24 protein-coding genes and 1 riboswitch are annotated in these 22,496 nt (G+C 65.5%); of the genes, 11 read left to right on the forward strand and 13 right to left on the reverse strand.

The window, feature by feature from the left end; all coding sequences use genetic code 11:
* Positions 1-23: 23 nt before the first annotated feature.
* From ACFWO3_RS06750 to pdxH, 5 genes are all read right to left on the reverse strand, one after another.
* A complete protein-coding gene (locus ACFWO3_RS06750; RefSeq protein WP_378575219.1) occupies positions 24-383 on the reverse strand; it encodes an FKBP-type peptidyl-prolyl cis-trans isomerase in 360 nt (119 codons plus the stop codon).
* Positions 384-431: 48 nt separating this feature from the next.
* Positions 432-1,727 (reverse strand): citrate synthase, encoded by a 1,296-nt coding sequence (locus ACFWO3_RS06755; protein ID WP_378575222.1) that lies wholly within the window; start codon positions 1,725-1,727, stop codon positions 432-434.
* A gap of 438 nt (positions 1,728-2,165) precedes the next feature.
* The gene (locus tag ACFWO3_RS06760; protein ID WP_378575225.1) at positions 2,166-3,083 is read right to left on the reverse strand and encodes an aldose 1-epimerase family protein; all 918 of its coding nucleotides are present in this window, start codon (positions 3,081-3,083) and stop codon (positions 2,166-2,168) included.
* A 68-nt stretch (positions 3,084-3,151) separates the two neighbouring features.
* Positions 3,152-4,408, reverse strand: a complete 1,257-nt coding sequence (locus tag ACFWO3_RS06765) for an MFS transporter (protein WP_378575228.1) — start codon at positions 4,406-4,408, stop codon at positions 3,152-3,154.
* Positions 4,409-5,059, reverse strand: a complete 651-nt coding sequence (gene pdxH / locus ACFWO3_RS06770) for a pyridoxamine 5'-phosphate oxidase (protein WP_378575899.1) — start codon at positions 5,057-5,059, stop codon at positions 4,409-4,411. It lies immediately after the preceding gene.
* Between the two features lie 244 nt (positions 5,060-5,303).
* On the opposite strand from pdxH, the gene ACFWO3_RS06775 reads away from it, so the two are divergent.
* The 4 genes from ACFWO3_RS06775 to ACFWO3_RS06790 all read left to right on the forward strand — a co-directional run bounded on the left by ACFWO3_RS06775 (position 5,304) and on the right by ACFWO3_RS06790 (position 9,491).
* Positions 5,304-6,431, forward strand: a complete 1,128-nt coding sequence (locus tag ACFWO3_RS06775) for a citrate synthase 2 (protein WP_378575230.1) — start codon at positions 5,304-5,306, stop codon at positions 6,429-6,431.
* A 32-nt stretch (positions 6,432-6,463) separates the two neighbouring features.
* Positions 6,464-7,585 carry a phosphoserine transaminase gene (serC, locus tag ACFWO3_RS06780; protein WP_378575232.1) on the forward strand — a complete coding sequence of 374 codons (1,122 nt, stop codon included), beginning with the start codon at positions 6,464-6,466 and terminating at the stop codon, positions 7,583-7,585.
* 205 nt (positions 7,586-7,790) lie between these two features.
* Positions 7,791-8,660 carry a septation protein SepH gene (gene sepH, locus ACFWO3_RS06785; RefSeq protein WP_378575234.1) on the forward strand — a complete coding sequence of 290 codons (870 nt, stop codon included), beginning with the start codon at positions 7,791-7,793 and terminating at the stop codon, positions 8,658-8,660.
* A 66-nt stretch (positions 8,661-8,726) separates the two neighbouring features.
* A complete protein-coding gene (locus tag ACFWO3_RS06790; RefSeq protein WP_378575237.1) occupies positions 8,727-9,491 on the forward strand; it encodes a DUF6928 family protein in 765 nt (254 codons plus the stop codon).
* A 3-nt stretch (positions 9,492-9,494) separates the two neighbouring features.
* Here ACFWO3_RS06790 and ACFWO3_RS06795 read toward each other — a convergent pair whose 3' ends face one another.
* From ACFWO3_RS06795 to ACFWO3_RS06810, 4 genes are read right to left on the reverse strand one after another with little or no spacing between them, the layout of a single operon-like run.
* On the reverse strand, positions 9,495-9,791 hold the full coding sequence (locus ACFWO3_RS06795; protein WP_378575239.1) for a DUF2537 domain-containing protein: 297 nt from the start codon (positions 9,789-9,791) through the stop codon (positions 9,495-9,497).
* Complete coding sequence (locus ACFWO3_RS06800) at positions 9,791-10,594, reverse strand: TrmH family RNA methyltransferase (RefSeq protein ID WP_378575241.1); 804 nt, start codon at positions 10,592-10,594, stop codon at positions 9,791-9,793. Before ACFWO3_RS06800 ends, ACFWO3_RS06795 begins: the two co-directional genes overlap by 1 nt.
* Before the next feature lie 46 nt (positions 10,595-10,640).
* Complete coding sequence (locus ACFWO3_RS06805; protein WP_378575244.1) at positions 10,641-11,069, reverse strand: MarR family winged helix-turn-helix transcriptional regulator; 429 nt, start codon at positions 11,067-11,069, stop codon at positions 10,641-10,643.
* Between the two features lie 34 nt (positions 11,070-11,103).
* A complete protein-coding gene (locus tag ACFWO3_RS06810; RefSeq protein ID WP_378575246.1) occupies positions 11,104-12,558 on the reverse strand; it encodes an NCS2 family permease in 1,455 nt (484 codons plus the stop codon).
* A 43-nt stretch (positions 12,559-12,601) separates the two neighbouring features.
* On the opposite strand from ACFWO3_RS06810, the gene ACFWO3_RS06815 reads away from it, so the two are divergent.
* Positions 12,602-12,850: a DUF2530 domain-containing protein gene (locus tag ACFWO3_RS06815; RefSeq protein WP_378575248.1), complete on the forward strand. Its 249-nt coding sequence runs from the start codon at positions 12,602-12,604 to the stop codon at positions 12,848-12,850.
* On the opposite strand, the gene ACFWO3_RS06820 is transcribed toward ACFWO3_RS06815, so the two are convergent.
* Genes ACFWO3_RS06820 through ACFWO3_RS06830 form a run of 3 tightly spaced genes read right to left on the reverse strand, consistent with a single transcriptional unit; the run spans position 12,778 to position 16,953 of the window.
* Positions 12,778-13,377 carry a phosphatase PAP2 family protein gene (locus ACFWO3_RS06820; protein ID WP_378575251.1) on the reverse strand — a complete coding sequence of 200 codons (600 nt, stop codon included), beginning with the start codon at positions 13,375-13,377 and terminating at the stop codon, positions 12,778-12,780. The two genes, ACFWO3_RS06815 and ACFWO3_RS06820, sit on opposite strands and share 73 nt — an antisense overlap.
* On the reverse strand, positions 13,355-16,099 hold the full coding sequence (locus ACFWO3_RS06825; RefSeq protein WP_378575901.1) for a sacsin N-terminal ATP-binding-like domain-containing protein: 2,745 nt from the start codon (positions 16,097-16,099) through the stop codon (positions 13,355-13,357). Before ACFWO3_RS06825 ends, ACFWO3_RS06820 begins: the two co-directional genes overlap by 23 nt.
* Before the next feature lie 23 nt (positions 16,100-16,122).
* Complete coding sequence (locus ACFWO3_RS06830) at positions 16,123-16,953, reverse strand: DUF3027 domain-containing protein (RefSeq protein ID WP_378575903.1); 831 nt, start codon at positions 16,951-16,953, stop codon at positions 16,123-16,125.
* Between the two features lie 37 nt (positions 16,954-16,990).
* On the opposite strand from ACFWO3_RS06830, the gene ACFWO3_RS06835 reads away from it, so the two are divergent.
* The 3 genes from ACFWO3_RS06835 (at position 16,991) to ACFWO3_RS06845 (ending at position 20,043) form a co-directional block, all read left to right on the forward strand.
* Positions 16,991-17,815: a glutaminyl-peptide cyclotransferase gene (locus tag ACFWO3_RS06835; protein WP_378575253.1), complete on the forward strand. Its 825-nt coding sequence runs from the start codon at positions 16,991-16,993 to the stop codon at positions 17,813-17,815.
* 87 nt (positions 17,816-17,902) lie between these two features.
* Complete coding sequence (locus ACFWO3_RS06840; protein WP_378575256.1) at positions 17,903-19,555, forward strand: MFS transporter; 1,653 nt, start codon at positions 17,903-17,905, stop codon at positions 19,553-19,555.
* A complete protein-coding gene (locus tag ACFWO3_RS06845) occupies positions 19,552-20,043 on the forward strand; it encodes a DUF2771 domain-containing protein (RefSeq protein ID WP_378575258.1) in 492 nt (163 codons plus the stop codon). The genes ACFWO3_RS06840 and ACFWO3_RS06845 overlap by 4 nt, the downstream gene beginning before the upstream one ends.
* A 10-nt stretch (positions 20,044-20,053) precedes the next feature.
* Here the strand turns inward: ACFWO3_RS06845 and ACFWO3_RS06850 are convergent, their stop codons facing one another.
* On the reverse strand, positions 20,054-20,464 hold the full coding sequence (locus ACFWO3_RS06850; protein WP_378575259.1) for a cold-shock protein: 411 nt from the start codon (positions 20,462-20,464) through the stop codon (positions 20,054-20,056).
* Between the two features lie 143 nt (positions 20,465-20,607).
* Here ACFWO3_RS06850 and ACFWO3_RS06855 point away from each other — a divergent pair, with 143 nt between their 5' ends.
* The 3 genes from ACFWO3_RS06855 (at position 20,608) to ACFWO3_RS06865 (ending at position 22,374) form a co-directional block, all read left to right on the forward strand.
* On the forward strand, positions 20,608-20,847 hold the full coding sequence (locus ACFWO3_RS06855; RefSeq protein ID WP_378575260.1) for a hypothetical protein: 240 nt from the start codon (positions 20,608-20,610) through the stop codon (positions 20,845-20,847).
* A 24-nt stretch (positions 20,848-20,871) separates the two neighbouring features.
* A complete protein-coding gene (locus ACFWO3_RS06860; protein WP_378575261.1) occupies positions 20,872-21,246 on the forward strand; it encodes a YccF domain-containing protein in 375 nt (124 codons plus the stop codon).
* Between the two features lie 313 nt (positions 21,247-21,559).
* Positions 21,560-21,766: riboswitch (cyclic di-AMP (ydaO/yuaA leader) on the forward strand.
* Positions 21,767-21,774: 8 nt separating this feature from the next.
* Positions 21,775-22,374 carry a resuscitation-promoting factor Rpf1 domain-containing protein gene (locus ACFWO3_RS06865; protein ID WP_378575262.1) on the forward strand — a complete coding sequence of 200 codons (600 nt, stop codon included), beginning with the start codon at positions 21,775-21,777 and terminating at the stop codon, positions 22,372-22,374.
* The last annotated feature ends 122 nt before the right edge of the window (positions 22,375-22,496 follow it).

Genomic DNA, 22,496 nt, shown 5'->3' on the forward strand with positions numbered 1-22,496 from the left:
GGCTTCGTTCGAGTATGCGACCGCTACTTCACATCGAGCAGGTCGATGACGAAGACCAAAGTCTTGCCGGACAGCTGGTGACCGGCGCCTGCGGGACCGTAGGCGAGCTCCGGCGGGATGGTCAGCTGACGGCGACCGCCGACCTTCATGCCGGGGATGCCGTCCTGCCAGCCCTTGATGAGACCACGCAGCGGGAACTGGATGGATTCGCCGCGGCTCCACGAGGAGTCGAACTCCTCACCCGTCTCGAACTCCACCCCCACGTAGTGCACTTCCACGGTTCCGCCGGGCACGGCCTCGGCACCATCACCCTCGACCAGGTCCTTGATGACCAGGTCGAGTGGGGCGGGTCCTTCTTGGAACTCGATCTCGGGCTTACTCATGGGGGGTCCTCCTCGAGAGGGCTCTCGTTCTGGTCGTCGGCCGCCGGTTCAGCGGCCGGCGACGTCCTTGTAATCGCGTTCTGTGTATCCGGTGTAGATCTGCCGCGGCCGGCCGATCTTGGTTGCCGGATCCTCGTGCATCTCCCGCCAGTGTGCAATCCACCCGGGCAGACGGCCCATTGCGAACAGCACTGTGAACATACGCGTCGGGAAGCCCATCGCGCGGTAGATCAGGCCGGTGTAGAAGTCCACGTTGGGGTACAGCTTGCGCTCGACGAAGTAGTCGTCGGTGAGCGCGGCCTCCTCGAGCGCCATCGCGATGTCGAGAAGTTCGTCGTTCACCCCGAGCTTGTCGAGGATGGTGTGCGCGGTGTCCTTGACGATCGCGGCGCGCGGATCGTAGTTGCGGTAGACGCGGTGTCCGAAGCCCATGAGCTTCACGCCGTCTTCCTTGTTCTTGACCTTGCGCACGAACTCCTTGGTGTCGCCGCCGCTGGCCTTGATGTCGTCGAGCATTTCGAGGACGGCCTGGTTGGCGCCGCCGTGCAGCGGTCCCCACAGCGCGTTGATGCCACCGGAGATGGACGTGAAGAGGTTCGCGTCGGAGGAACCGACGAGACGCACCGTCGACGTGGAGCAATTCTGCTCGTGGTCGGCGTGCAGGATCAGCAGCATGTCGAGGGCCTTGGCGACCTCGGGGTCGATCTCGTACGGCTCTGCCGGGAACCCGAACGTCATGCGCAGGAAGTTCTCGACGAGGTTGAACGAGTTGTCCGGGTACAGGAACGGCTGACCCACGGACTTCTTGTATGCGTACGCCGCGATGGTCGGCAGCTTCGCCAGCAGGCGGATGGTCGACAGTTCGACCTGTTCCGGGTCGGTCGGATCCAGCGAATCCTGGTAGTAGGCCGACAGTGCGTTGACGGCACTCGACAGGACCGGCATCGGGTGCGCGTTGCGCGGGAAGCCGTCGAAGAAACGCTTCAGATCTTCATGCAGCAGGGTGTGGCGACGAATTCGGTCCGTGAACGACTCGAGTTCCGTCGCGGTCGGCAGTTCGCCGTAGATCAGCAGGTAGCTGACCTCGATGAACGTCGACTGCTTGGCCAACTGCTCGATCGGATATCCGCGGTAGCGGAGGATTCCGTGCTCACCGTCGATGTAGGTGATCGCGGAACTGGTGGAAGCGGTGTTGACGAAACCGGGGTCGAGGGTGGTGTACCCCGTACTGGCCAGCAGCTTTCCCAGTTCGATTCCGTCATTGCCCTCGGTTGCCCTGGCAATGGACATCGTGTGCTCACCACCGGGGTAGGTAAGCGTGGGCTTTGTGTCATTGTCGGGCACGAAGCATCCCTCTCAAGCTCAGACCAACGGATACGCAAGTTTCGATCAGTTAGAAACTAGTCGCACTCGGGCCGACGCGCCCACAGCGGGTATGCCGGAAGGCCTGTTTCGGATCGCTCGCACACCGCCCCGAATGTGACGTTCCGGACCCCGGCGACACGGTTGCGAATGCCCACTCCACGGCACTTCGAGGGGTGAGCAGATGCTTGCTTGCCGACTGGTTCCGCTTCCTACGACCGGCGTCACCAGTGTCGATGCCAGAACACAGGCGAAGCTCACCGTCGGACAGCCGATTCGGTGAGACCGCAGGGTCATGTCTGCGCGCAGTACGGAACACGAACGATGACGCGTGACATAAGTAACCGCACGCTTGATCGGCAGACGACCGCCAACCGTTACCGCCGTCCCAACAACTGGACACCTCGGTCCTCGTCGGCGTTATCTCGAGGCGGTGATTCCCCAATCCCCCGACCAACGCCCGCCAGGCTGCAGCACGATCTGATCGATTCCCGAATCGAAGGCGTTCGGCGGACAGGTCATCGGCTCCACGGCCAACGCGCGGCCGCGGCCCGGGTAGGCCTTCCCCTCGTCGGGATCGGCGGTGAACACCTGTAACCAACCGAACTTCCGGGAAGTCCACAAGGTAGTCGTTGTTCCGTCCGGCGCCCGCAGTTCGTGTCGGCAACGGCCGTCGGGATCCGAGTCGAGCGCACTGAAGGGCGTGTCGAGCACGACGCCCTGCAAGGACCGATGTCCGGTGAAGTCGTATTCGGTGCCGATGACGGCTTCCGAAGGCCCACTGGGCAACATGCGCTGCGGATCGAGAGGAAGCCGGGTGCCAGCACCGAGGCGGAGGGTGCACTCGTCGAGCGGAACATCACCGACACGGAGGTACGGATGCGCGCCCACGCCGAACGGCGACTCGATGGAACCGGTGTTGACTGCGGTGTACTCCACCCGGAGGCCGTTCTCGTCGACGCTGTACACGACCGTCATACGCAGTGGGTACGGCCAGCCCTTGTGCAGGCCCACCCCGACCGCGAGTTCCACACGGTCGGACTTCTCGTCCACGAGTTCCCATTCACGGTGGCGCACGAATCCGTGAATCGCATTGCCGAGTCCAGGTTCGGTGAGCTCGAGTTGATGGTCGATTCCATCGAAACGAAAGTGTCCGTCACGAATCCGGTTGGGCCACGGCGCCAGGATCGCCCCGGATGCGAGCGGCGGTTTCGACCCCAGCTCCCAGGTCTCGGTGAGTGCCCGCCCCTCGAACTCGAGAAGCCGGAGCCCCGCACCGGCCGCCGCGATCTCGGCCCGGTACCCGCCTCCGCGAATTTCGAATCCCGCTGCTGCCATGAATATCAGTGTGCCCGAAATATGCCGCCGCGCAAGGAAATGCCGTTCACACCGGTCGTGGAGGAACGCTAGCGACGAACCTTGTATCGGATCAACGGGGGAAACGCGAGAGCCGCGAGGACGACACCGATCACCACGAGAACACCGCCTCCTGCTGCGGCAACACTCGTGCCGACGGCCGCAGCCGCGGCGCCGTGAGCCACGTCGCCGATACGGGGACCGCCCGCGACGACGACGATGAACACGCCCTGCAGTCGACCGCGCATCTCGTCCGTTGCCACTTCCTGCAGCATCGTGCTGCGGAAAGCTGCGGAGATCATGTCCACCGCACCGCCGATCGCAAGGAAGGCGAGAGCGATCCAGAGCAACGCCCTGCTGCTGCCGGGGTCGGCGAGTCCCACCGCGACACCGAAGCCGACCATCGCCAGACCCCACGCCGCGATACACACCACGACCGCACGACCCTGATACCGAACCCGGGGCAGCCACCCCGAGAACACGCCGCCGAGCACCGCACCCACGGACATCGCGGCGAACAGCAGGCCGAGCGCGAGACCACCGGTTGCGGGATCGCCGAAGGTGTCGTGCGCGATCTGCGGAAACAGTGCGCGCGGCATACCGAACACCATCGCGATGATGTCGACCACGAAGGACGCCAGCAGCACCTTCTGCGTCGCCAGATACTTGAATCCTTCGAGGACCTGGCGGATGCCGGCCCGGCGAGCCTCCCCCGTCGGTGCGATGGCGGGAAGTTTCAGCACCGCCCACAGCGTCGCCGTCAATGCGATCGCATCGATCAGATAGAGGGTCGACAACCCGATCATCGGGATCAGTACGCCCGCAAGCAGCGGTCCCGCGATGGCACCGAACTGCATCACCGTCATGTTCAGCGAGTTGGCCGCCGCCAGGTCCTTGGCCGGAATGAGTCGCGGAATGATCGCACTGCGAGTCGGCTGGTTCACTGCGAAGAAAGCCTGTTGAACCGACAGCAAGCCCAACACGACCCACACGTTGGTCAGTCCGAGAGCCGCCTGGATCCAGAACAGGATTGCCGTTCCGCTCAAACCGAGTGTCGTGATGGTCAACAGCCGACGGCGGTCCATCACGTCCGCAAGAGCACCGCCCCACAGACCGAAGGCGATGAGTGGGACCAGCGCGAAGACACCGGTCAGACCCACGTACGCCGAACTGCGGGTGATCTCGTATACCTGCTGCGGCACTGCGACGATGCTGAGCTGACCGCCGATGACCGTGACGATGCCCGCCGACCACAGCCTGCGATAGTCGCGATTGCGCAGCGGAGTCGTATCCGCGAGGATCTTCATCTACGGCTGCAGACGCTCGACGACACGAGTGCCGTCGACGTCGGAGGTCCGGATTCGGTTGTGCATCCGGTTGGCACGCCCCTGCCAGAACTCCACCACATCGGGGCGGATCAGAAATCCGCCCCAGTGCGGCGGGACCGGGATGTCCGTATCGGGACCGTACTTCTTCGCCTCCCGAACGAGGGCGGCGTCCAGATCGCCTCGCGATGTCACCGGTTGCGACTGCTGCGAGGCCCACGCACCGAGTTGCGAGCCGCGCGGCCGGGTCCGCCAGTAAGCCTGCGTGGCGGACGCTGGGGCACGCACGACGCGGCCCCGGACGGACACCTGACGAGCGATGGGAGTCCAGGCGAACGTCACGGATGCATGCGGATGTGCCGCGATCTGACGCCCCTTGTCGGATTCGTAGTTGGTGAAGAACAGAACGCCGTCTTCGCTCAGCCCCTTGCACAGCACGGTCCTGGTACGCGGGTGACCGTTCCCGTCGACCGTTCCGAGGGTCATCGCGTTGGGCTCGGGCACCTCCGCCTCGATCGCATCCTCGAGCCAATGCCGCATCAACGGGAGCCACCCGGATTCGACCTGATCCACATCGAGATCGACCTCGACATCGGGGTGTTCGGTGGTCGACTCGCCGTACCCGACACGCATGGCGGCGATGTCGCCCGACGGTGCTTGCCCACTTCCGGATTTCGACCGCTCGGCATCTGTTGACACAGCCGAGAACGCTACTCCCGGGTACGCACCTCTGGTCCGTCCGGTGTGAGGGTCTAAAGTTTGGGTCACCACACCCCCGTGCGTGCCCATCCTGCACGCCTGCGTGGTGCAACTATTCGAACGCTGAGGCAGTGCGGCTCGGACCAGGCGCACTCGAACGAGGAGAGTCCACGAGATCATGACAGCGAGCGCGGCAGTACCGGAGGATTTCGTCAGCGGTCTGGAAGGCGTAGTTGCCTTCACCAGCGATATCGCCGAGCCGGACAAGGACGGCGGTGCCCTGCGCTACCGCGGTGTCGACATCGAGGAACTCGTCGCCAGGCACGTCACGTTCGGCAACGTCTGGGCGTTGCTCGTGGACGGCCGTTTCGGTCCCGGCCTGCCGCCGGCCGAGCCGTTCCCGCTTCCCGTACACACCGGTGACGTCCGCGTGGACGTACAGGCCGGTCTCGCGATGCTCGCACCGATCTGGGGGTACCAGCCCCTTCTGGACATCGACGACGACACCGCACGCGAGCAGCTCGCTCGCGCGTCCGTCATGGCCCTGTCCTACGTGGCGCAGTCCGCACGTGGCATCTACCAGCCCGCGGTCCCGCAGAAGCGCATCGACGAGGCCAAGACGGTCACCGAACGGTTCATGGTGCGTTGGAAGGGTGAGCCCGACCCCGCTCACGTCGAGGCCATCGACGCCTACTGGGTCTCCGCCGCCGAGCACGGCATGAACGCCTCCACCTTCACCGCCCGCGTCATCGCCTCCACCGGCGCCGACGTTGCCGCATCGCTGTCCGGTGCCATCGGCGCCATGTCGGGCCCGCTGCACGGCGGTGCGCCCGCCCGCGTGCTCCCGATGATCGAGGAGACCGAGAAGTCGGGCGATGCCCGCGGCGTGGTCAAGGGCATCCTCGACCGCAAGGAAAAGCTGATGGGCTTCGGGCACCGTGTCTACCGCGCCGAAGATCCCCGTGCCCGCGTGCTGCGCGCCACCGCGAAGCGACTGAACGCACCGCGTTACGAGGCAGCCGCCGCACTCGAGCAGGCCGCTCTCGCCGAACTGCGCGAGCGTCGCCCGGACCGCGCCATCGAGACCAACGTCGAGTTCTGGGCCGCGGTCATCCTCGACTTCGCCGAGGTTCCGGCCCACATGATGCCCGCGATGTTCACGTGTGGCCGCACTGCCGGCTGGTGTGCACACATCCTCGAGCAGAAGCGTCTCGGCAAGCTCGTCCGGCCGGCCGCCATCTACACCGGTCCCGCACCCCGCACACCCGATTCCGTCGAGGGCTGGGACCAGATCACCCACAGCTGAATCATCAGCACGTCAGGAAACAGAAAGTAGCGATGACCTCCACACCGAAGATTCCCACCGAGCTCCTCCCCGCAGACGGCCGTTTCGGCTGCGGCCCTTCCAAGGTTCGCCCCGAGCAGTTGCAATCCCTGGTGGACGTCGGTGCCTCGGTGTTCGGCACCAGCCACCGACAGAAGCCGGTCAAGGAGGTCGTCGGCCGGGTCCGTTCCGGACTGTCGGACCTGTTCTCCCTGCCCGAGGGTTACGAGGTCGTCTTGGGCAACGGTGGCACCACCGCGTTCTGGGATGCCGCGGCGTTCGGTCTGATCCGGGAGAAGTCGCTGCACCTCACCAACGGTGAGTTCAGCTCGAAGTTCGCATCCGTCGCCAAGAACAACCCGTTCATCGGCGACCCGATCGTCGTCTCGGCCGAGCCCGGCAGCGCGCCCGAGCCGGTATCGGACCCCTCGGTGGACCTCATCGGCTGGGCCCACAACGAAACCTCCACGGGTGTTGCCATTCCCGTGTCGCGCCCGGAGGGTTCGGAGAACGCTCTCGTCGCCATCGACGCCACCTCCGGTGCGGGCGGTCTGCCCGTGAACGTCGCCGATACCGACGTCTACTACTTCGCTCCGCAGAAGTGCTTCGCCGCAGACGGTGGCCTGTGGATTGCCCTGATGAGCCCCAAGGCCCTCGAACGAGTCGCGGAGATCAAGGATTCGGGACGCTGGACCCCCGACTTCCTGTCGCTGCCCATCGCGGTGGACAACAGCTCCAAGGACCAGACCTACAACACCCCGGCCGTCGCCACGTTGCTGATGCTGGCCAACCAGGTCGAGTGGCTCAACCAGAACGGCGGACTCGACTGGGCAACCGGCCGCACCGCGGATTCCTCTTCGCGGCTGTACCAGTGGGCGGAAGCGAGCGAGTACGCCACGCCTTTCGTCTCCGATCCTGCACATCGCTCGCAGGTCGTCGGCACCATCGACTTCGACGACCAGGTCGATGCTGCCGAGGTCGCCAAGATTCTGCGCGCCAACGGAATCGTGGACACCGAGCCATACCGCAAGCTGGGCCGCAACCAACTCCGCGTCGGCATGTTCCCGGCAATCGACCCCGAGGACGTCACCCAGTTGACCAAGTGCATCGACTGGGTCGTCTCCCAGCTCGGCTGATCGACGCCTCACTCGAAAGGCCCCCGACGGACACGTCGGGGGCCTTTGCGTGAGGTCGCCGCGCACGACTGCGAAACGCAGGATAGTAGCGTGGCAACCTGCATTCCCCAGCACAACGCCGCGCGTGTCTCCACGTTCCGCAATCACGAATGAATTACAGTGACCGCAGCGCAAAGTCGCGAGCCGGCGCGATAAGGAGGTCAACGTGCGAGAGCTTCGAGTTATCGGTCTCGAATCGGATGGATCGCACGTGGTGTGCGCTGATGCGAGTACCGGCGAGAAATTCCGGCTGCCTGCCGATGACAAGCTCCGCGCGGCTTCCCGCGGGGACGTTGCTCGACTCGGCCAGATTGAGATCGAAATGGACAGTCAGCTCCGACCCCGAGAAATCCAGGCCCGCATCCGTGCCGGCGCCTCCGTCCAGCAGGTGGCGGACGAAGCCAGCATCCCGGTGTCCAAGGTCGAACGCTTCGCCTACCCGGTCCTCCTCGAACGCTCCCGCGCAGCCGAAATGGCGCAGGGCGGACATCCCATTCGCGACAATGGACCTGCCGTACCCACGCTCTCCGAGATCGTCACCCTCGCGTTCCGCGCCCGCGGTCACAACATCGACGACGCCACGTGGGACGCCTGGCGCGACGAAGAGAACCACTGGGTCGCCCAGTTGCAGTGGCAGGCCGGTCGCACCACCAACTCCGCACACTGGCGCTACCAGCCGGATGCTCACGGCGGCACCATCGTCGCGCTGGACGACACAGCATTCGATCTCATCGATCCCGATTTCGGACGCCCGCTGCGTGGCCTCGCGGCGGTAGCACTCGAGTCGCCGGAACAGCTCGAACTCTCCGACTACACGGAAGACGAGCCCCAGGACGAGAACACGGGTGCCGAGATCATCGAGGTCGAGACGGCGGAGGTGGTCTCGGATTCCACAGACCACGAAGAGGACAGGGAGGTCGAGCCGGCACCGCCCGTTGCACCGCGGTCCGTCAGCCCCAACAAGGACAAGCGCGGCAAGCCCGCGTTGCCGTCCTGGGATGATGTACTCCTCGGCGTACGAAGCAGCGGTCGCTGAATACCCGCCCGAAATCGGTAGCAGCGTCGTACCCTTCATGCAATCAGCGGAAGAGAGGTACGCGTAGTGGGGGCGAGGGTATCCACGATCTGGTTCGTCGACACACCGGATCCTGCTGTGGTTCTGCAGAATGCGGGTAATCCGGACTTCGAGGCGTCTCGCGCAGTCGCCGAAAGCTTGTTTCCGGAAATGGAACTCGCCCCGACCGGGGTCATGCCACTGATCAATGCGGCGGGTGTCACCGACGACGTGTTGTTCGTGGGCGCTTTCCCCGGCGTCGTGGTGATCTGTCACAAGGAGCTCTCCTCGTCGACTCCGAAAGCCACAGCGCCGCGGTGGCGCTCGGCGATTCGGGCGAACACCACCTATCTGGTCGCCTCACGACCCGAGGATGCCTGGGGTTCGTTCGCCGTGTGGGAAGGCGACAAACTCGCACGCTCGTTCTCCTCGGTGCCGGTCACGATTTTCGAGGACGACGGAATTCCGCTGTTATGGGAGCGCCCCTACTGGGCGGGCGAGTTCCCTCTCGCGCACCCGCCGGGTGTGCTCCCGGACCCACAGTCGCTCCCGTTTCACCCTCAGCAGTTCGCGGAGGCGGCCAACATCGAATGGCTCGGGTTCCGGTACACCGGCTCCCGCCCGGAAGGCGAGACCGACCCCAGCTTCATCGGTGTGCACGGGTTCACGGTGCACCAACCCGGCCAGGCACCGCGAACCGCTCCGCCGGTTGCACCCGCAGTCGACGCTGCAACCGGCAATGCCGACACGCAACAAGACGGATCACCGGCCAAACGCTCACTCCTCGACCGCTTCCGGAAGAAGAAGCGCTAGCAATCACCCGAGCAGCACCATCGTCCAGGCCACCGGAAATCCCACCGCGGTTCCGTACACGATCCATCGCCAGATGGGCCGATTCCGCAAGCGCCACAGGGTCGGCGTCAGGCCCGCTACGACAACGGTGCTGAGCAGAACTGCCAGAGGAACGTCGATCCGTGCAAGCTCCGAAGAAAACGTCACCATGGCCACCGTCACGAACGTGGCACTGAACACGGCGAGTGACACCCCGGTGAACCACGGAGTCCGCGCAGAAGTGGCGTAGGAAACCCTGTTTCGGTTCGGGAGAACCTGCACTAATGCGTCCTGACGCGCTCGTAGAACGCCATCGCGGCCGCCGTCGCAACATTGAGCGAATCCGTGCCCGGCGCCATCGGAATCCGTGCCCGAACATCGGTCGCACGCATCGCATGTTCGGTGAGCCCCGGCCCCTCGGCACCGAGAAGGAGCGCCACCTTCTCCCCCGTCATCGCGGCTGCCAACGTCAGTTCGTCCGGGTTCGGAGTCAGTGAGATCAGTTGGAACCCCTTGTTCCGCACTACGTTCAAGCCACGCGGCCATTCCGGAACCTGGGCGAACTGAACACGCAGAACGTGCCCCATCGACACCCGCACGGCCCGTCGATACAACGGGTCGGCGCACCCCTTCCCGAACAACACCGCATCCACCCCGAGACCCGCGGCGTTGCGGAACATCGATCCGAGGTTCTCGTGGTCGTTGACCCCTTCGAGGATCACTATCGTGCGGGCACCCTCGAGTACGTCGTCCAGGTCGAGTGCCGGTGGCCTGTGCGCGGCCGCGAGAACGCCACGGTTGAGGTGAAATCCGACAACCTCTGCCATGACCTCGGCCGTGGTCCGATAGAACGGCACGTCCACGTCCGTCAGATCGTCATCCAATTCATCGAGACGACGCTGAACGCCGAGCAGTGCGATGGGAGCGAAACGTGACTCGAGCAGCCTCCTGGCCACAAGTACACCTTCGGCGATCACCAACCCTTTGCCCTCCGGGAGGTCGGGTCTGCGGTCGGACGAATTCAGATCTCGAAAGTCGTCCAGCCTGGGGTCGGCCGGATCTTCGATGTCGATGACGTGAACCACCGGACCAGTCTGCCGCACGCACCGGTCGCTCTCCGAATCGAGAGATCTACTCCTCGTTGACGAACGAAGTGATGATCGTCACCGCGTCGTCGAGAGTGCGAAGTTGCTCCTCGTCGAGATCCGCCAGTTTGGAGTTCATCCACACCTCACGCGCATGGGTCTCGTCGGCGATCAGCGCGAGGCCACTTTCGGAGAGCGTGACGATGATCTGCCGGCCATCCGTAGGGTGCGGAGCCCGCTCGACCAGGCCGAGGCTCACGAGCGAAGCGATGACACGCGTCATGGACGGCGGCTGGACCCTTTCACGGGCAGCGAGGTTGCCCGGAGTCATCGCGCCGTCACGCGCCAATGTCGCCAAGGCGGACAGCTGGGTCAACGACACCTTGGCATCGGCCCGACGGCCTCGAAGGTGTCGTGCCAGGCGTACGACGGCCAGGGAGAGGTCGCTTGCGAGCGCACGTGAATCAATCGTCACGATTGAGACAATACGGGAACGCCAACGGCCTGGATCAGGTAACCGCGTCCGTAATGGGTTCCACCGCAAAATATGCGACGAACAGCAAGGCGACCACCCACATCAACGGGTGGATCCTCTTTGCTCCACCACCTGCAGCGTTCAGCACGACCCACGAGATGAAGCCGACGCCGATTCCGTTCGCGATCGAGTAGGTGAACGGCATCACAACCATCGTGAGGAAGGCCGGCAATGCGACCGAGAACTGGGTGAAGTCGATGTCCCGGACCTGGCCGATCATCAAGGCTCCGACCACGACGAGTGCGGGAGCCGCGGCCTCGATCGGCACAACCGAGTACAGCGGCGTCAGAAACATCGCCGCCAGGAAGAGCAGGCCCGTCACGACGTTGGCGAGGCCCGTCCGTGCACCCTCTGCGATGCCCGACGCGGATTCGACGAACACCGTGTTCGACGATGCGGAAGCACCACCACCGACGACCGCGCCCGTTCCCTCCACGACGAGGGCCCGTCCGATGCCCGGCAGATTCGAATCCTTGTCCGTGAGATTGGCTTCCTTGCCGAGGCCGGTCATCGTGCCCATCGCGTCGAAGAAGTTCGCGAGCACGAGGGTGAAGACGAGAAGGCTGGCGGCGAGTACGCCGATGCGGGTGAAGGCACCGAACAGGCTCACTTCACCGACGAGACTCAGGTCGGGAAGCTCGGCAACCACGCTGGGCATCTCGGGGACGCTGAGGTTCCAGCCCTTCGGATTGGTGCCGAGCGACGGACCGACACCGGCAACTGCCTCGATGACGGCCGCGAACACGGTTGTCACGACGATGCCGATCAAGAGGCCTCCGCGCACCTTCCGGACGACGAGAACGCTCATCAGCAGGACACCGAACACGAAGATCACGGTGGGCCACGATCCGATCGATCCGTTGATACCCAGGCCGACGGGGACGGTGGTGCCTGCTTCGTCGGGGATGCGCCGAACGAAACCGGCGTCGACCAATCCGATGAAGGCGATGAACATGCCGATACCGGCGGCGATCGCCGACTTCAGGGCCGGCGGAATGGCGTTGAACACGGCCGTACGGAACCCCGTCAGCGCCAGCACGACGATGATGATCCCGTCGATGACGACGAGCCCCATCGCCTCGGGCCAGGTGACCTGCGGAGCGATCGTGACGGCGAGGAGACTGTTGATGCCAAGTCCCGCTGCGATCGCGAACGGATAGTTGGCGACGACGCCGAACAGGATGCTCATCAGACCGGCCACGAGCGCCGTCACTGCAGCAACCTGATTGACCGGGAGAATGTTGCCGAGGACGTCGGTCTTGGCCACCGCGTCGTCGGCGGAGAAACTGCCAAGGATCAGCGGGTTGAGCACGACGATGTACGCCATCGCCACGAACGTGACGACGCCACCGCGAACCTCCGCGGCAACCGTGGAACCTCGCTCGGTGATCTTGAAGTAGTTGTCGAGCAGTTTCGCCGATACACCCATGAGAGAGCAGATTAATGTGCGCGAGCGGGGTAACGTTCCTTTCGTGAACGATCGACCCGAGTCCGAATCTGTGCTCGACCGCCTCGCAGACCCACGACCAGCACTGATCGTGGGAACACTTGCCTGGTTGGTCGCCGTCGTCGTGGTCATCGTCACGCAGGGCGGCTGGTCGGATACCGCGACCACGTGCGCAGCCGGAGTCGGCGTCGGGTTCGCCGGCTACGCCCTGTTCCTGGCCCAGCGGCGCTCCGCACGCCGCGGCGATCGCGGCGCCCAGCAGGGCCTCGTCTGACGCAGAGCCGCGACGCACACGGCCACCCACAACGCACCGAGAACCCAACCGGCCACCACATCCGTGGTCCAGTGCGCGGCCAGGTAGATCCGGGACGATCCGACGGCCAACGTGTAGAGACCGAGACATACGTATGCGCTCGCGCGCACCGTCACCGGCAAGGCCATTCGTGCGAGCAGCACCCCCACGACGCACACGAACATCGACGTCATCATCGCGTGCCCGGAGGGAAACGAGTACGAGGAGATCTCGACCAGTCGCAGCGGAATCGGTGGCCGCTCACGGGCGAACAGAAGTTTCAGCCCGCTCGACAACGCCCACCCGGACAGCATGACGCCCGCGACGAACCACGCAGAGCCGCGGTCCCCACGCAGCAGGAATGTCGTGACGATCACCGCGGAGGCGATCCACACCGCGATCGTTCCGCCCGAGTCGGTGATCACCGTGACCACGTCCACCCACCCGGGAGTGCGTTCCGAGACCACGGAATCGAGAACGCCCTGGTCAATCCCCGTCGAAGCCACCACGGTGTTTCCTTCCCACCCGATCCGCCCGATGTGTCCTTCCCGCCCGATCCACCCACGTGTTGACGACGAACTCCCCCGTCACGGCGCCGGTGCACCGCACGACCAACTCGTCGTGCATGCACACCGCCCCTTCTCGAGGAGTCACCCCGAGAACGACGTCCTCGAGCACCAGATCGGGCTCCTGCTCCCAGGTTGTCTCGCGTCCCTCCCCCACTACTTCTCCGAACACGACGTCAGAAGCGAGCGGAATGTCGAGGATCGAAGACAACGCCTCGGCCCCGGCGAGATCACCGACGACGACACGGTCGTGCGGGAGAACCGCGGCCAACCAATGCTTGTCGAGCACGAATGCCCTGGCAGGATCGGTCACCAATCCCGAAAGGCTGCGAACCATGGGAGGCAGGTCGAGGTCCTCCACGTCGACCCGCCCTTGATCCACGGCCTCTGCCAGTAGGCGATGCGTGCGAACGACGACGGCGGGCGACGGCTTTCGATCGGCATCCGCGAGGCGCTCGAGCATTAACTGGGCCAATTCCGGGTCGTCGACCCGATCGCCGGCGAGCACCGCAGACAACGCCGCATCCGCGTGCTCGAAGGGATCGAGTATCCCGGCGAACGTGAGATCGTCCGGCGCCCGAAACATCCCGAGCGCAACGCCCGCCACGACCGCGTGATGTCTGAGCCACCACGCGGTGTATCCGTCCCGGTCCATCACCAATCGACGAGTCACCGGCTCGTGGAGCAGCAGTTCGAGGGCTTCGGCCCAGTGACTCTCGTCCACCAGATCGAGATCCCGGACGCCCTCGAACACCTCCGGATCATCGGACAGGGATTCCCACCAGAGTTCTTCGTCCGCCAGATCGTGGTCCGGGCCCGAGGGCAGCTCGGACCGGACGACGGTGAATCCCCACCCCACACCGATCGAACGCAGTGCCCCGACGCCGAGCGAGACGGCCCGTTCCGAATCCACCACCCCGAACGGTGAGTCCGCCACGAGCACACGTGCGAGGGGCGAGTGCGGGAGCAGCAGTTCGTCAGCAGGCCTGAGGTCCCCGGCTTCGTCGCGCAGCAGCAACTGCCCGGTCCACGAGGGCAGCGTTCCCTCTGGCACTTCGACGGCGAGTGCCGTCACGGCTGCGGTCAGTCTCTCCGCCGGTTCGGTGTCGCCGGTGTCCTCGTAGTCGTCCGCCACCTCTTCGATCCGGGCGCGCAGTGCCGGGTCGCTCAGAAGGTCCGCCGCTGTTGCGACTTCCGCGCCCAGACGAGTGAGGAGTGGGTGCGCCGCAGCGGGATGCACGAGCCGAGCCCAATCGACCTCCGAGGCGACTGCGGCGTCCGGCACCGTCTCAGGACCGAGCACCACGGTTCGTGGGCCGGTGACCGTACGTCCGTCGGACAGTGGGACCGGAATCGCCGCGAGTTCTTCAGCAGCGATTCCGTCGTGTACCAGCGGCTCGAGGGCGGCGTACAACCTGCGCCACCACTCCGGTTCGTGCTCGGAGCCGCTCAGGATCTCGGCGATACGCGTCAACCCGATGTGGTGAACATCGACGGCAGCGAGCGCGGCCACGTGGCGCCGACCGGACAGTTCTGCCGGCACCAGACCGCCCACGACACTCTCGAGCAGCTCCACGAGTTCCGCGCCCGCCCCGGAAACGACAGCCGCTCTGGCCGGCACCACATCCGTACCGGCCGCCGTCGGCACCCACGGCTGCCTACCCAGCTCACGGAGGATGGCATCGCGCAGTACCGAATCGACCTCACTTCGCGGAAAGCCCGGAACCGGAACGAGCTTCGGACGTTGAGTCGGCGGCACGGCAGCGACGAAGTCGGCGTACCCCCAGGCAACCTTCGACAGCTGTCCGCCGGGCAGAACGCGCCTGCGATCGGGCTGCATCGCCACGTCGGCAACCACGATCGCGGGAATCGACAGTTCCTCGTCGGATCGAGTCGGGGCACGCAAGACGTCTCCGGACACCGGGGCGAGAACCCCGTTTCGGACCTGCACCACCCAGCGCGCATGCTCGGTGCGGTACTGCCACCACACGTGCTCGCCGATCGTGACCTCGGTCAGCCCCGACTCGAGAGGACGCTCGGTCCGGCGCAGTTCCACCGAACCTACCCGGATGGATTCCAGTGCCGGCAGTTCGAGCAGGAGATCGACGGCTTCGTCGGTCATGCGGCGCAGCAGTTGGTCCGCATCGACGTCGTCGCGCAACCGGAGGACCACCTCCGAAGCAGCACCATCTCGAGGCTGTTCGGCCGACGGCCACACCAAGCGCAGCACGGGCGGGCCCGAATCAGGTACCGGCAGTCCCGATGCGGCGATTTCGGCACGGGTACGTTCCGCGGAGAATGCGATCGACCCCGACGTCGACCGGAGTTCCACGTCGTCGCTCACGGAGAGAACCGCCGTGAAACCGACACCGAAGCGGCCGACCGATTCACCGGTCTTGGACGAGGAACGCAGCGCGGACAGGGCAACCACACCGTCCGTGTCCAACGGCGCACCGGTATTCGACACCCTGAGGGTACGTCCCTCGAGAAGCACTCGGACCGAACCCGCGACCCCGGAACGAGCAGCGGCGTCCGCGGCGTTCTGAGCCAGCTCGGTGAGAAGCCGATCGCGGTACCCGGCGCGAATCAGGTCCGATTCCGTCGCAGCGTCCTCGCGGAGACGAGTCGGTGATGTTTTCCAGGCGAGCAGCGTCGATTCACGCAGCTCGCCGGTGCCGAACGGATCGGCTACGTCGACGATGTGACTTCCTCGCCGCTCTCGGCCTTCCCGGAATCTTCGGCAGGCTGCGCCACCTGGACCTCTTCGACCGCCCCGTCGTCGTAGGCGTCGTACCGAGGTGAGCCGGCACCCTTGGGCAGCGTCGTGTCCGAGTGCGCACCGCAACCGTGAGCGGCATGAACCACGTGTCCATCAGCAGCCATCTCGTTCCCGCACACGCCGAATGCAGAGCGCAGGGAGCCCGCCAGGGGAAGGTAGAAGCCACACAGGTCGCAGGTCGAAGGCGCTGCCTTGGCCATCTCGGAATCCGGACCGAATTCGCCGGAGTACCAACGTTCGGCCGCATCCTCACGACCTTCGTGACTCATCACCTGCTTGCGCCCGAGACCGAGGACTCTGGCCGTCTCGTCCACGACCGGATCGCCGGTTGCGACATAACCGGGCACGAGGCGAGGGTCGTGCTCGGGCGGCGCAAGGAGGTCGCCCGCAGACAGATCGCCGGGACGCACACGCTGATCCCACGGCACCCACTCCGGCGCGAGCAGAGCACCGGGGCCGGGCAGCAAGGCCAACTCGCTCACCGTGGCGCGGTCGGACTCGGGGTCCGCGGCGACCACAACGGCCCACTGCCAGCCTCGGTAGCCGGGAAGTTCCGCTGTGAACCGGTGGGTCGCGGCGCAGTCGTCCTCGATGGTGACGCCGAGGTATTCACCGACAGGCCCTTCGTGCAATTCCACCAGCGCCGTACGGGCCAGTTCCACAGCGTCGGCCAGGACAGGACGCGCGGTCGCACGCTCGGGGGAAGAAGCAACACTCACACCACCAGTTTGCCGCACCAGCGCAAGTGCTCACCACGTGGGCTGTCATGCTTGGGCAATGACCGGTCTCCGGCCGCGGCGTTCGAGGCGCCGCTCCGCCGCCACTTTGGGCGCGGCCGTCGTTACCGTCGCCTGCACGGCCGCGGGTTGCAGCGAGCCGACCGCCGCACCCGACGGCGAGCCACCCACCCCGCTCCGCGTCGAGATCATCGAGACACTTCCGCACGATCCGGATGCCTTCACCCAGGGACTCGAGATTCGCGACGGCGAACTCTACGAGAGCACCGGCATCGCGGGTCAGTCGTGGCTACGCATCTCCGACTTTCCCCGCGGGACGGAACGCAAACAGGAGAACCTGTCCGGGCAACTGTTCGGCGAGGGAATCACCGTCACCGACGACAGTGTGTGGCAACTGACGTGGCGTGACGGCATCGCCGTGGAGCGCGACCGAACCTCGCTGGCCGAGAAACGGCGTGTGGAGTACGACGGCGAAGGCTGGGGGCTGTGCGCCCGCTCGGACGAACTCGTCATGAGCGACGGGTCCGCCACACTCGCGTTCCGCGACCCGGAAACCTTCGCGGTCAACCGCACCGTGCAGGTTCACGACGAATCCGGTTCGGTGGATCGACTCAACGAACTCGAATGCACCGACGACGGCCGGGTGTACGCCAACGTCTGGACCACCGACACCATCGTCGCCATCGACCCCGACAGCGGCCGCGTCACCGACGAGATCGACGCGAGCGCGACCAGACGCGCATTGCCGCAGGATGCCTCGAACATCGACGTCCTCAACGGAATCGCCCGGATTCCCGGCACCGATCGCTTCCTCGTCACCGGGAAGTACTGGCCCGCGATGTTCGTGGTCCGCTTCGTTCCCTGAGACCGAAAAGCACGACAGGCGGAAGTGACCAGCATTGCAGGGGGTGTCTGTGGTCGTTCGTCGCGAGACTAGGACAGAATTGGAACTGTGACCGGACCGCGCGACCCCTACGACCCCGACGACCGTCGGCGCACCGACGGACATCCCGGCAACTCGGTTCATCCCGGGTACGACGCCTATCCGCCCGCGTCGCGCGCTTCCGCCAGACGAACACCCCTCCCCCCGCTTCATCCGACCAGCGGGGCCAAGGCCGATCCGGACGCACCGAAGTCTCCGCGAGTGCCGCGCAAACTCACCGTGACCCGGGTTGCCGCGATGCGCAGCCGCGAACTCACCAACAAGGGCATCGCCACGTTCCACCGCGCCGCCAAGGCGGACGGGGCGGACAAGTCGGGTCTGACGGCACTCACGTATGCCGTCATGGCCAACAACGCCACCGACGCAGCCCTCGCGGTCGCCCTCGCGAACACCCTCTTCTTCTCGGCCGCCACCGGCGAGGACAAGACCAAGGTCGCGCTGTACCTTTTGATCACCATTGCGCCGTTCGCCATCATCGCGCCCCTCATCGGACCGATGCTCGACCGGCTGCAGCACGGCCGACGGATCGCACTGGCGACTTCCTTCGCGATGCGCACGGCCCTTGCGCTCATCCTGGTCTTCAACTTCGACAGTTGGGTGCTCTATCCGGCAGCGCTCGGGATGATGGTGCTCAGCAAGTCGTTCTCGGTCCTCAAGAGCGCGGTGACACCACGCGTCCTACCACCGGAGATAGACCTCGTTCGAGTCAACTCCAGACTCACGGTCTTCGGCCTGATCGGCGGAACCATGGGAGCCGGCGCGCTGGCCGGTGGTCTCGCGTTCGTCTTCGGCACGTCCGCTGCAGCTCTCTGGTTCACCGCTGTCGTGACCATCGCCGGCGCCTACCTGAGCATGCGAATCCCGTCGTGGGTGGAGGTGACCGAGGGCGAGGTCCCCGCAACCATCACCTATCACGGCGACGACCCTGCAACCGAGGTGATCCCGTCCGGTAAACCCGCCCCACCCAAGAGCAAGCGGCGCCAACCTCTCGGGCGCGCTGTCATCACCGGGCTCTGGGGTAACAGCACCATCCGCGTCCTGACCGGCTTCCTGACCCTCTTCATCGCGTTCGTGGCCAAGTCCAAGACCGAACACGAACCGCTCGTCCAAGCGGCGATGCTCGGCCTCGTGGGCGCGGCAGCCGCGATCGGCAACTTCGCCGGCAACGCCTCGGGCGCCCGCCTCAAACTCGGACGTCCCGCGCTGATCGTCGTCCGCTGCACTGTGTCGGTTTGGATCATCGCGGTCATCGCCGCGTTCACGGACAACCTCCTCACCGCCGCCCTCGCAACGCTGATCGCATCCGGTGCCAGCGCGCTCGCGAAGGTGTCTCTCGACGCCTCGCTCCAACACGACCTGCCCGAGGAGTCGATCGCCTCCGGGTTCGGACGCTCCGAGACAGCGCTACAGCTGAGCTGGGTCGTCGGCGGCACCTTCGGTGTGCTACTTCCCACCGAGTACTGGATCGGATTCACCGTCGTTGCTGTGGTCCTCACCCTCGGACTCGCCCAAACCGTGCTCAGCTACCGTGGCAGTTCGCTGCTTCCCGGGCTCGGCGGTAAGCGACCGAACCTTGCCGACCAGGAACTCACCGAGCCCATCGCGACCGGCAGAACCGACCGAACACGACCAACCGAGCGACCGGGGAATGTGAACAGATGAATCTGCAGACACGCACCAAGAAGATCGTGGCCCTCGTCGCCGCGGGACTACTGGTGGTGGCCGTCGCATTCGGGGCCGTGATCACCTTGCTGGTCCGAGGCGCCGAGTCGACGCCTCCCGAGCTGACCGCGTACGCCCACGGAAAATCCATCCAGGTGGCACCCCTCGCGCACTGCAGCCTGTACCTCGAAGACTGCGTCGAGGGCGACACCGCCGAACTGGACGTACCCGTCGGGTATCCCCTCCAGATCTCGGTACCGAAAGCCATCTCCGAGGCACCGTGGCGCATCGTCGAAGTCTATGCGAGCCCCGAAGGCGAGCCGGTTCTGGACGCACGCAACTTCACGCCGGGATCGACCACGTCGGTCACCGTCGAATCCACCGAGGAACAGCAGCTCGTCGGAGTGGAGATCCAGCTACCGTCCGCGGTGGTCGACGATCAGGGGTTCCCACACGTGAGGGCCGTCTGGTCGATCGCGACGGCCTGACCCGCGCGGATCAGCTGTCGAGTTCGCGGGCGACGGCCCGAACGACCTCGGAGATCCGCTGGGCCGTCTTGCGGTCGGGGTAGCGCCCCTTGCGCAGGTCCGGCTGCACCTTGGCCTCGAGGAGGGTGATCATGTCCTCGACCATTCCATGGAGTTCGTCCGGGGTGTGCTTCTTCGCCGCCGGCTCCTTACGACCGCCGCCCTGACGGACGGACGGGGCGGGATCGAGGACCTGCACACTCAGCGCCTGCGGTCCGCGGCGCCCGGCAGCCATGCCGAACTCGACGCGCTGACCGGCCTTGAGGCCCTCGACGCCCGCAGGGAGTGCGGACGCGCGGACATAAACGTCCTCGCCCTCCGCCTGCGACAGAAAGCCGAAACCTTTTTCGACGTCGTACCACTTCACCTTGCCGGTCGGCACCGCGTTCACCCGCTCATCACTCGAATGCGTTGGATATGCAAAAGAACGCGCCCCACAACCGGTGCGGGACGCGCAGTCCGTTTCATGGTACCCCGACAGCACCCACTCGGACATTCGGGTTTCGACGCATTATCGTTGCTGGTGTGGCAGCCGAACCGATATCCCAGCCCCCTTCCGGGTCTCCTGGCGGGAGCAACACTCTCCTGCGGGTGGCCGCCGGATTCTTCATCGTCGGCGTACTGGCGATAGCGGCGATCTTCCTGACGCCTGTCCTGTCGGACGGGAAGCCGGGGCTCGTGCTCTATCTGCTCACGCTGGCCTGCCCGATCGGCTTCGTTCTCGCGATCGGGTTCGCTCTCCGGTCGGGTCGCCGCGCCCGCTGACCCCACGTTTCGAAGGACTGTCCGATGCGCATTCTTCTCAACATCATCTGGCTGGTCTTCGGTGGACTGTGGCTGGCGCTCTGCTACTTCCTCGTGGGGATCGCGTTCTGCATCCTCATCGTCACGATTCCTTTCGGGATCGCCTCGTTCCGCGTGGGCCTGTATGCGTTGTGGCCGTTCGGCAAGACGGTGGTGAACAAACCGACCGCCGGCACAGGTTCTCTGGTCGGCAATGTCATCTGGCTGGTTCTCGTCGGGATCTGGCTCGCTCTCGGACACGTCGTCACGGCCGTGGCGATGGCAATCACCATCATCGGTATCCCGCTGGCGGCAGCGAACCTCAAGATGATCCCCGTGTCGCTAATGCCGCTCGGCAAGGACATCGTCGACGTCCGCTGACCCACCAGTCTCACTTCGGTCTCACCCGAACCAGGCGCACAGTTGCCGAGACCGGATTCATCGTTATCTGTGAGGTTCCTCACATAACGAGACGATAACGGAGCGGTGACAAGCAGGGTCCGCCCGTACATCGGCGCGACTACCTGGGAATAAACCGTGAACTGACTTGTTGCGCGCGAACAGACCTCACCGCAGCAGCCGACACCCCGCGTTACCAAATGGTGACACTCGAGCCCCGGACCGTTACGGTCGTCCACGGCCAAGGAAATCTCGGCCACACCCGGCCCGCCGCGCCAAGCCCTGTCCCGCGGGTACCGGAGTCCCGACGAAGCATTCCAGGGACAGGGACGGGGGACCCAAAGTCCCTCAGGGAACGACAGTTCCCGGAAGGACACCGATTCGGATCAGCTCCGAATCTTGGGGTGAAGCCAGACCCTCTTCCAGCCAGGAGAGGCGAGGCCGGGCGACCTCTCAGCCCGAACCCGACAGCTGACCTCGCAGGCGCGTGTGGAGAGGATCTCGACAACCATGACCGGACGCCATCGCAAGCCCACCAACACCGGCCGCACCGTCGCCAAGGTTGCCGTCACCGGCGCCATCATGGGCGTCGCCGGAGCAGCCTTCTCGGGCACCGCAAACGCAGCACCCGATTCCGACTGGGACCGCCTCGCACAGTGCGAGTCCGGCGGAAACTGGGGCATCAACACCGGAAACGGCTTCCAGGGCGGACTGCAGTTCTCGCCCAGCACCTGGAGCGCACACGGCGGCGACGAGTACGCAGCCACCGCAAACAACGCATCGCGTGAGCAGCAGATCGTCGTTGCAGAACGCGTTCTCGAGTCTCAGGGCTGGGGCGCATGGCCTTCCTGCTCCTCGAGCCTCGGCCTGAGCAGCGGTGTGACGCAGCGTGACGCACCGGCCACCACCCCGGACGAGCCCGAAGCGCAGGAAGCCCCCGCCGTTCCCGAGCTCCCCGACCTCACCAGCGTCCCGTCCACCGAGGACGCGGCGCCGTACCTCGACGCCGTCAACACGGCCCTCGAGACGGTCAAGCAGCAGGGCATCGAGATCGATCCGCAGGTCCTCGACTTCATCGAGGCCAACAAGGGACTGCTCGCACCGCAGTAATCCCCCACGCATACGAGAGAGGGCCCCCCCCCCGCGGGGGCGGGGGCCCCGATCGGGTGGCACGACGCGCGGTTGATTTACGTGGGCGGGGGGGGGGGCCGGCCCGTCTGCGCCGGGGTCGG

Origin of the sequence: Rhodococcus sp. NPDC058521, from assembly GCF_042719695.1 — a bacterium.
In the GTDB taxonomy this organism is placed as follows: Bacteria; Actinomycetota; Actinomycetes; order Mycobacteriales; family Mycobacteriaceae; genus Rhodococcus_F.

Bases quoted from the DNA above. Each gene is read 5' to 3' on its own strand.
- ACFWO3_RS06750 (WP_378575219.1), bottom strand. From the start codon at position 383: ATGAGTAAGCCCGAGATCGAGTTCCAAGAAGGACCCGCCCCACTCGAC.
- ACFWO3_RS06760 (WP_378575225.1), bottom strand. From the start codon at position 3,083: ATGGCAGCAGCGGGATTCGAAATTCGCGGAGGCGGGTACCGGGCCGAG.
- ACFWO3_RS06765 (WP_378575228.1), bottom strand. From the start codon at position 4,408: ATGAAGATCCTCGCGGATACGACTCCGCTGCGCAATCGCGACTATCGC.
- pdxH (WP_378575899.1), bottom strand. From the start codon at position 5,059: ATGCGTGTCGGGTACGGCGAGTCGACCACCGAACACCCCGATGTCGAG.
- ACFWO3_RS06775 (WP_378575230.1), top strand. From the start codon at position 5,304: ATGACAGCGAGCGCGGCAGTACCGGAGGATTTCGTCAGCGGTCTGGAA.
- serC (WP_378575232.1), top strand. From the start codon at position 6,464: ATGACCTCCACACCGAAGATTCCCACCGAGCTCCTCCCCGCAGACGGC.
- ACFWO3_RS06810 (WP_378575246.1), bottom strand. From the start codon at position 12,558: ATGGGTGTATCGGCGAAACTGCTCGACAACTACTTCAAGATCACCGAG.
- ACFWO3_RS06835 (WP_378575253.1), top strand. From the start codon at position 16,991: ATGACCGGTCTCCGGCCGCGGCGTTCGAGGCGCCGCTCCGCCGCCACT.
- ACFWO3_RS06845 (WP_378575258.1), top strand. From the start codon at position 19,552: ATGAATCTGCAGACACGCACCAAGAAGATCGTGGCCCTCGTCGCCGCG.
- ACFWO3_RS06860 (WP_378575261.1), top strand. From the start codon at position 20,872: ATGCGCATTCTTCTCAACATCATCTGGCTGGTCTTCGGTGGACTGTGG.
- ACFWO3_RS06865 (WP_378575262.1), top strand. From the start codon at position 21,775: ATGACCGGACGCCATCGCAAGCCCACCAACACCGGCCGCACCGTCGCC.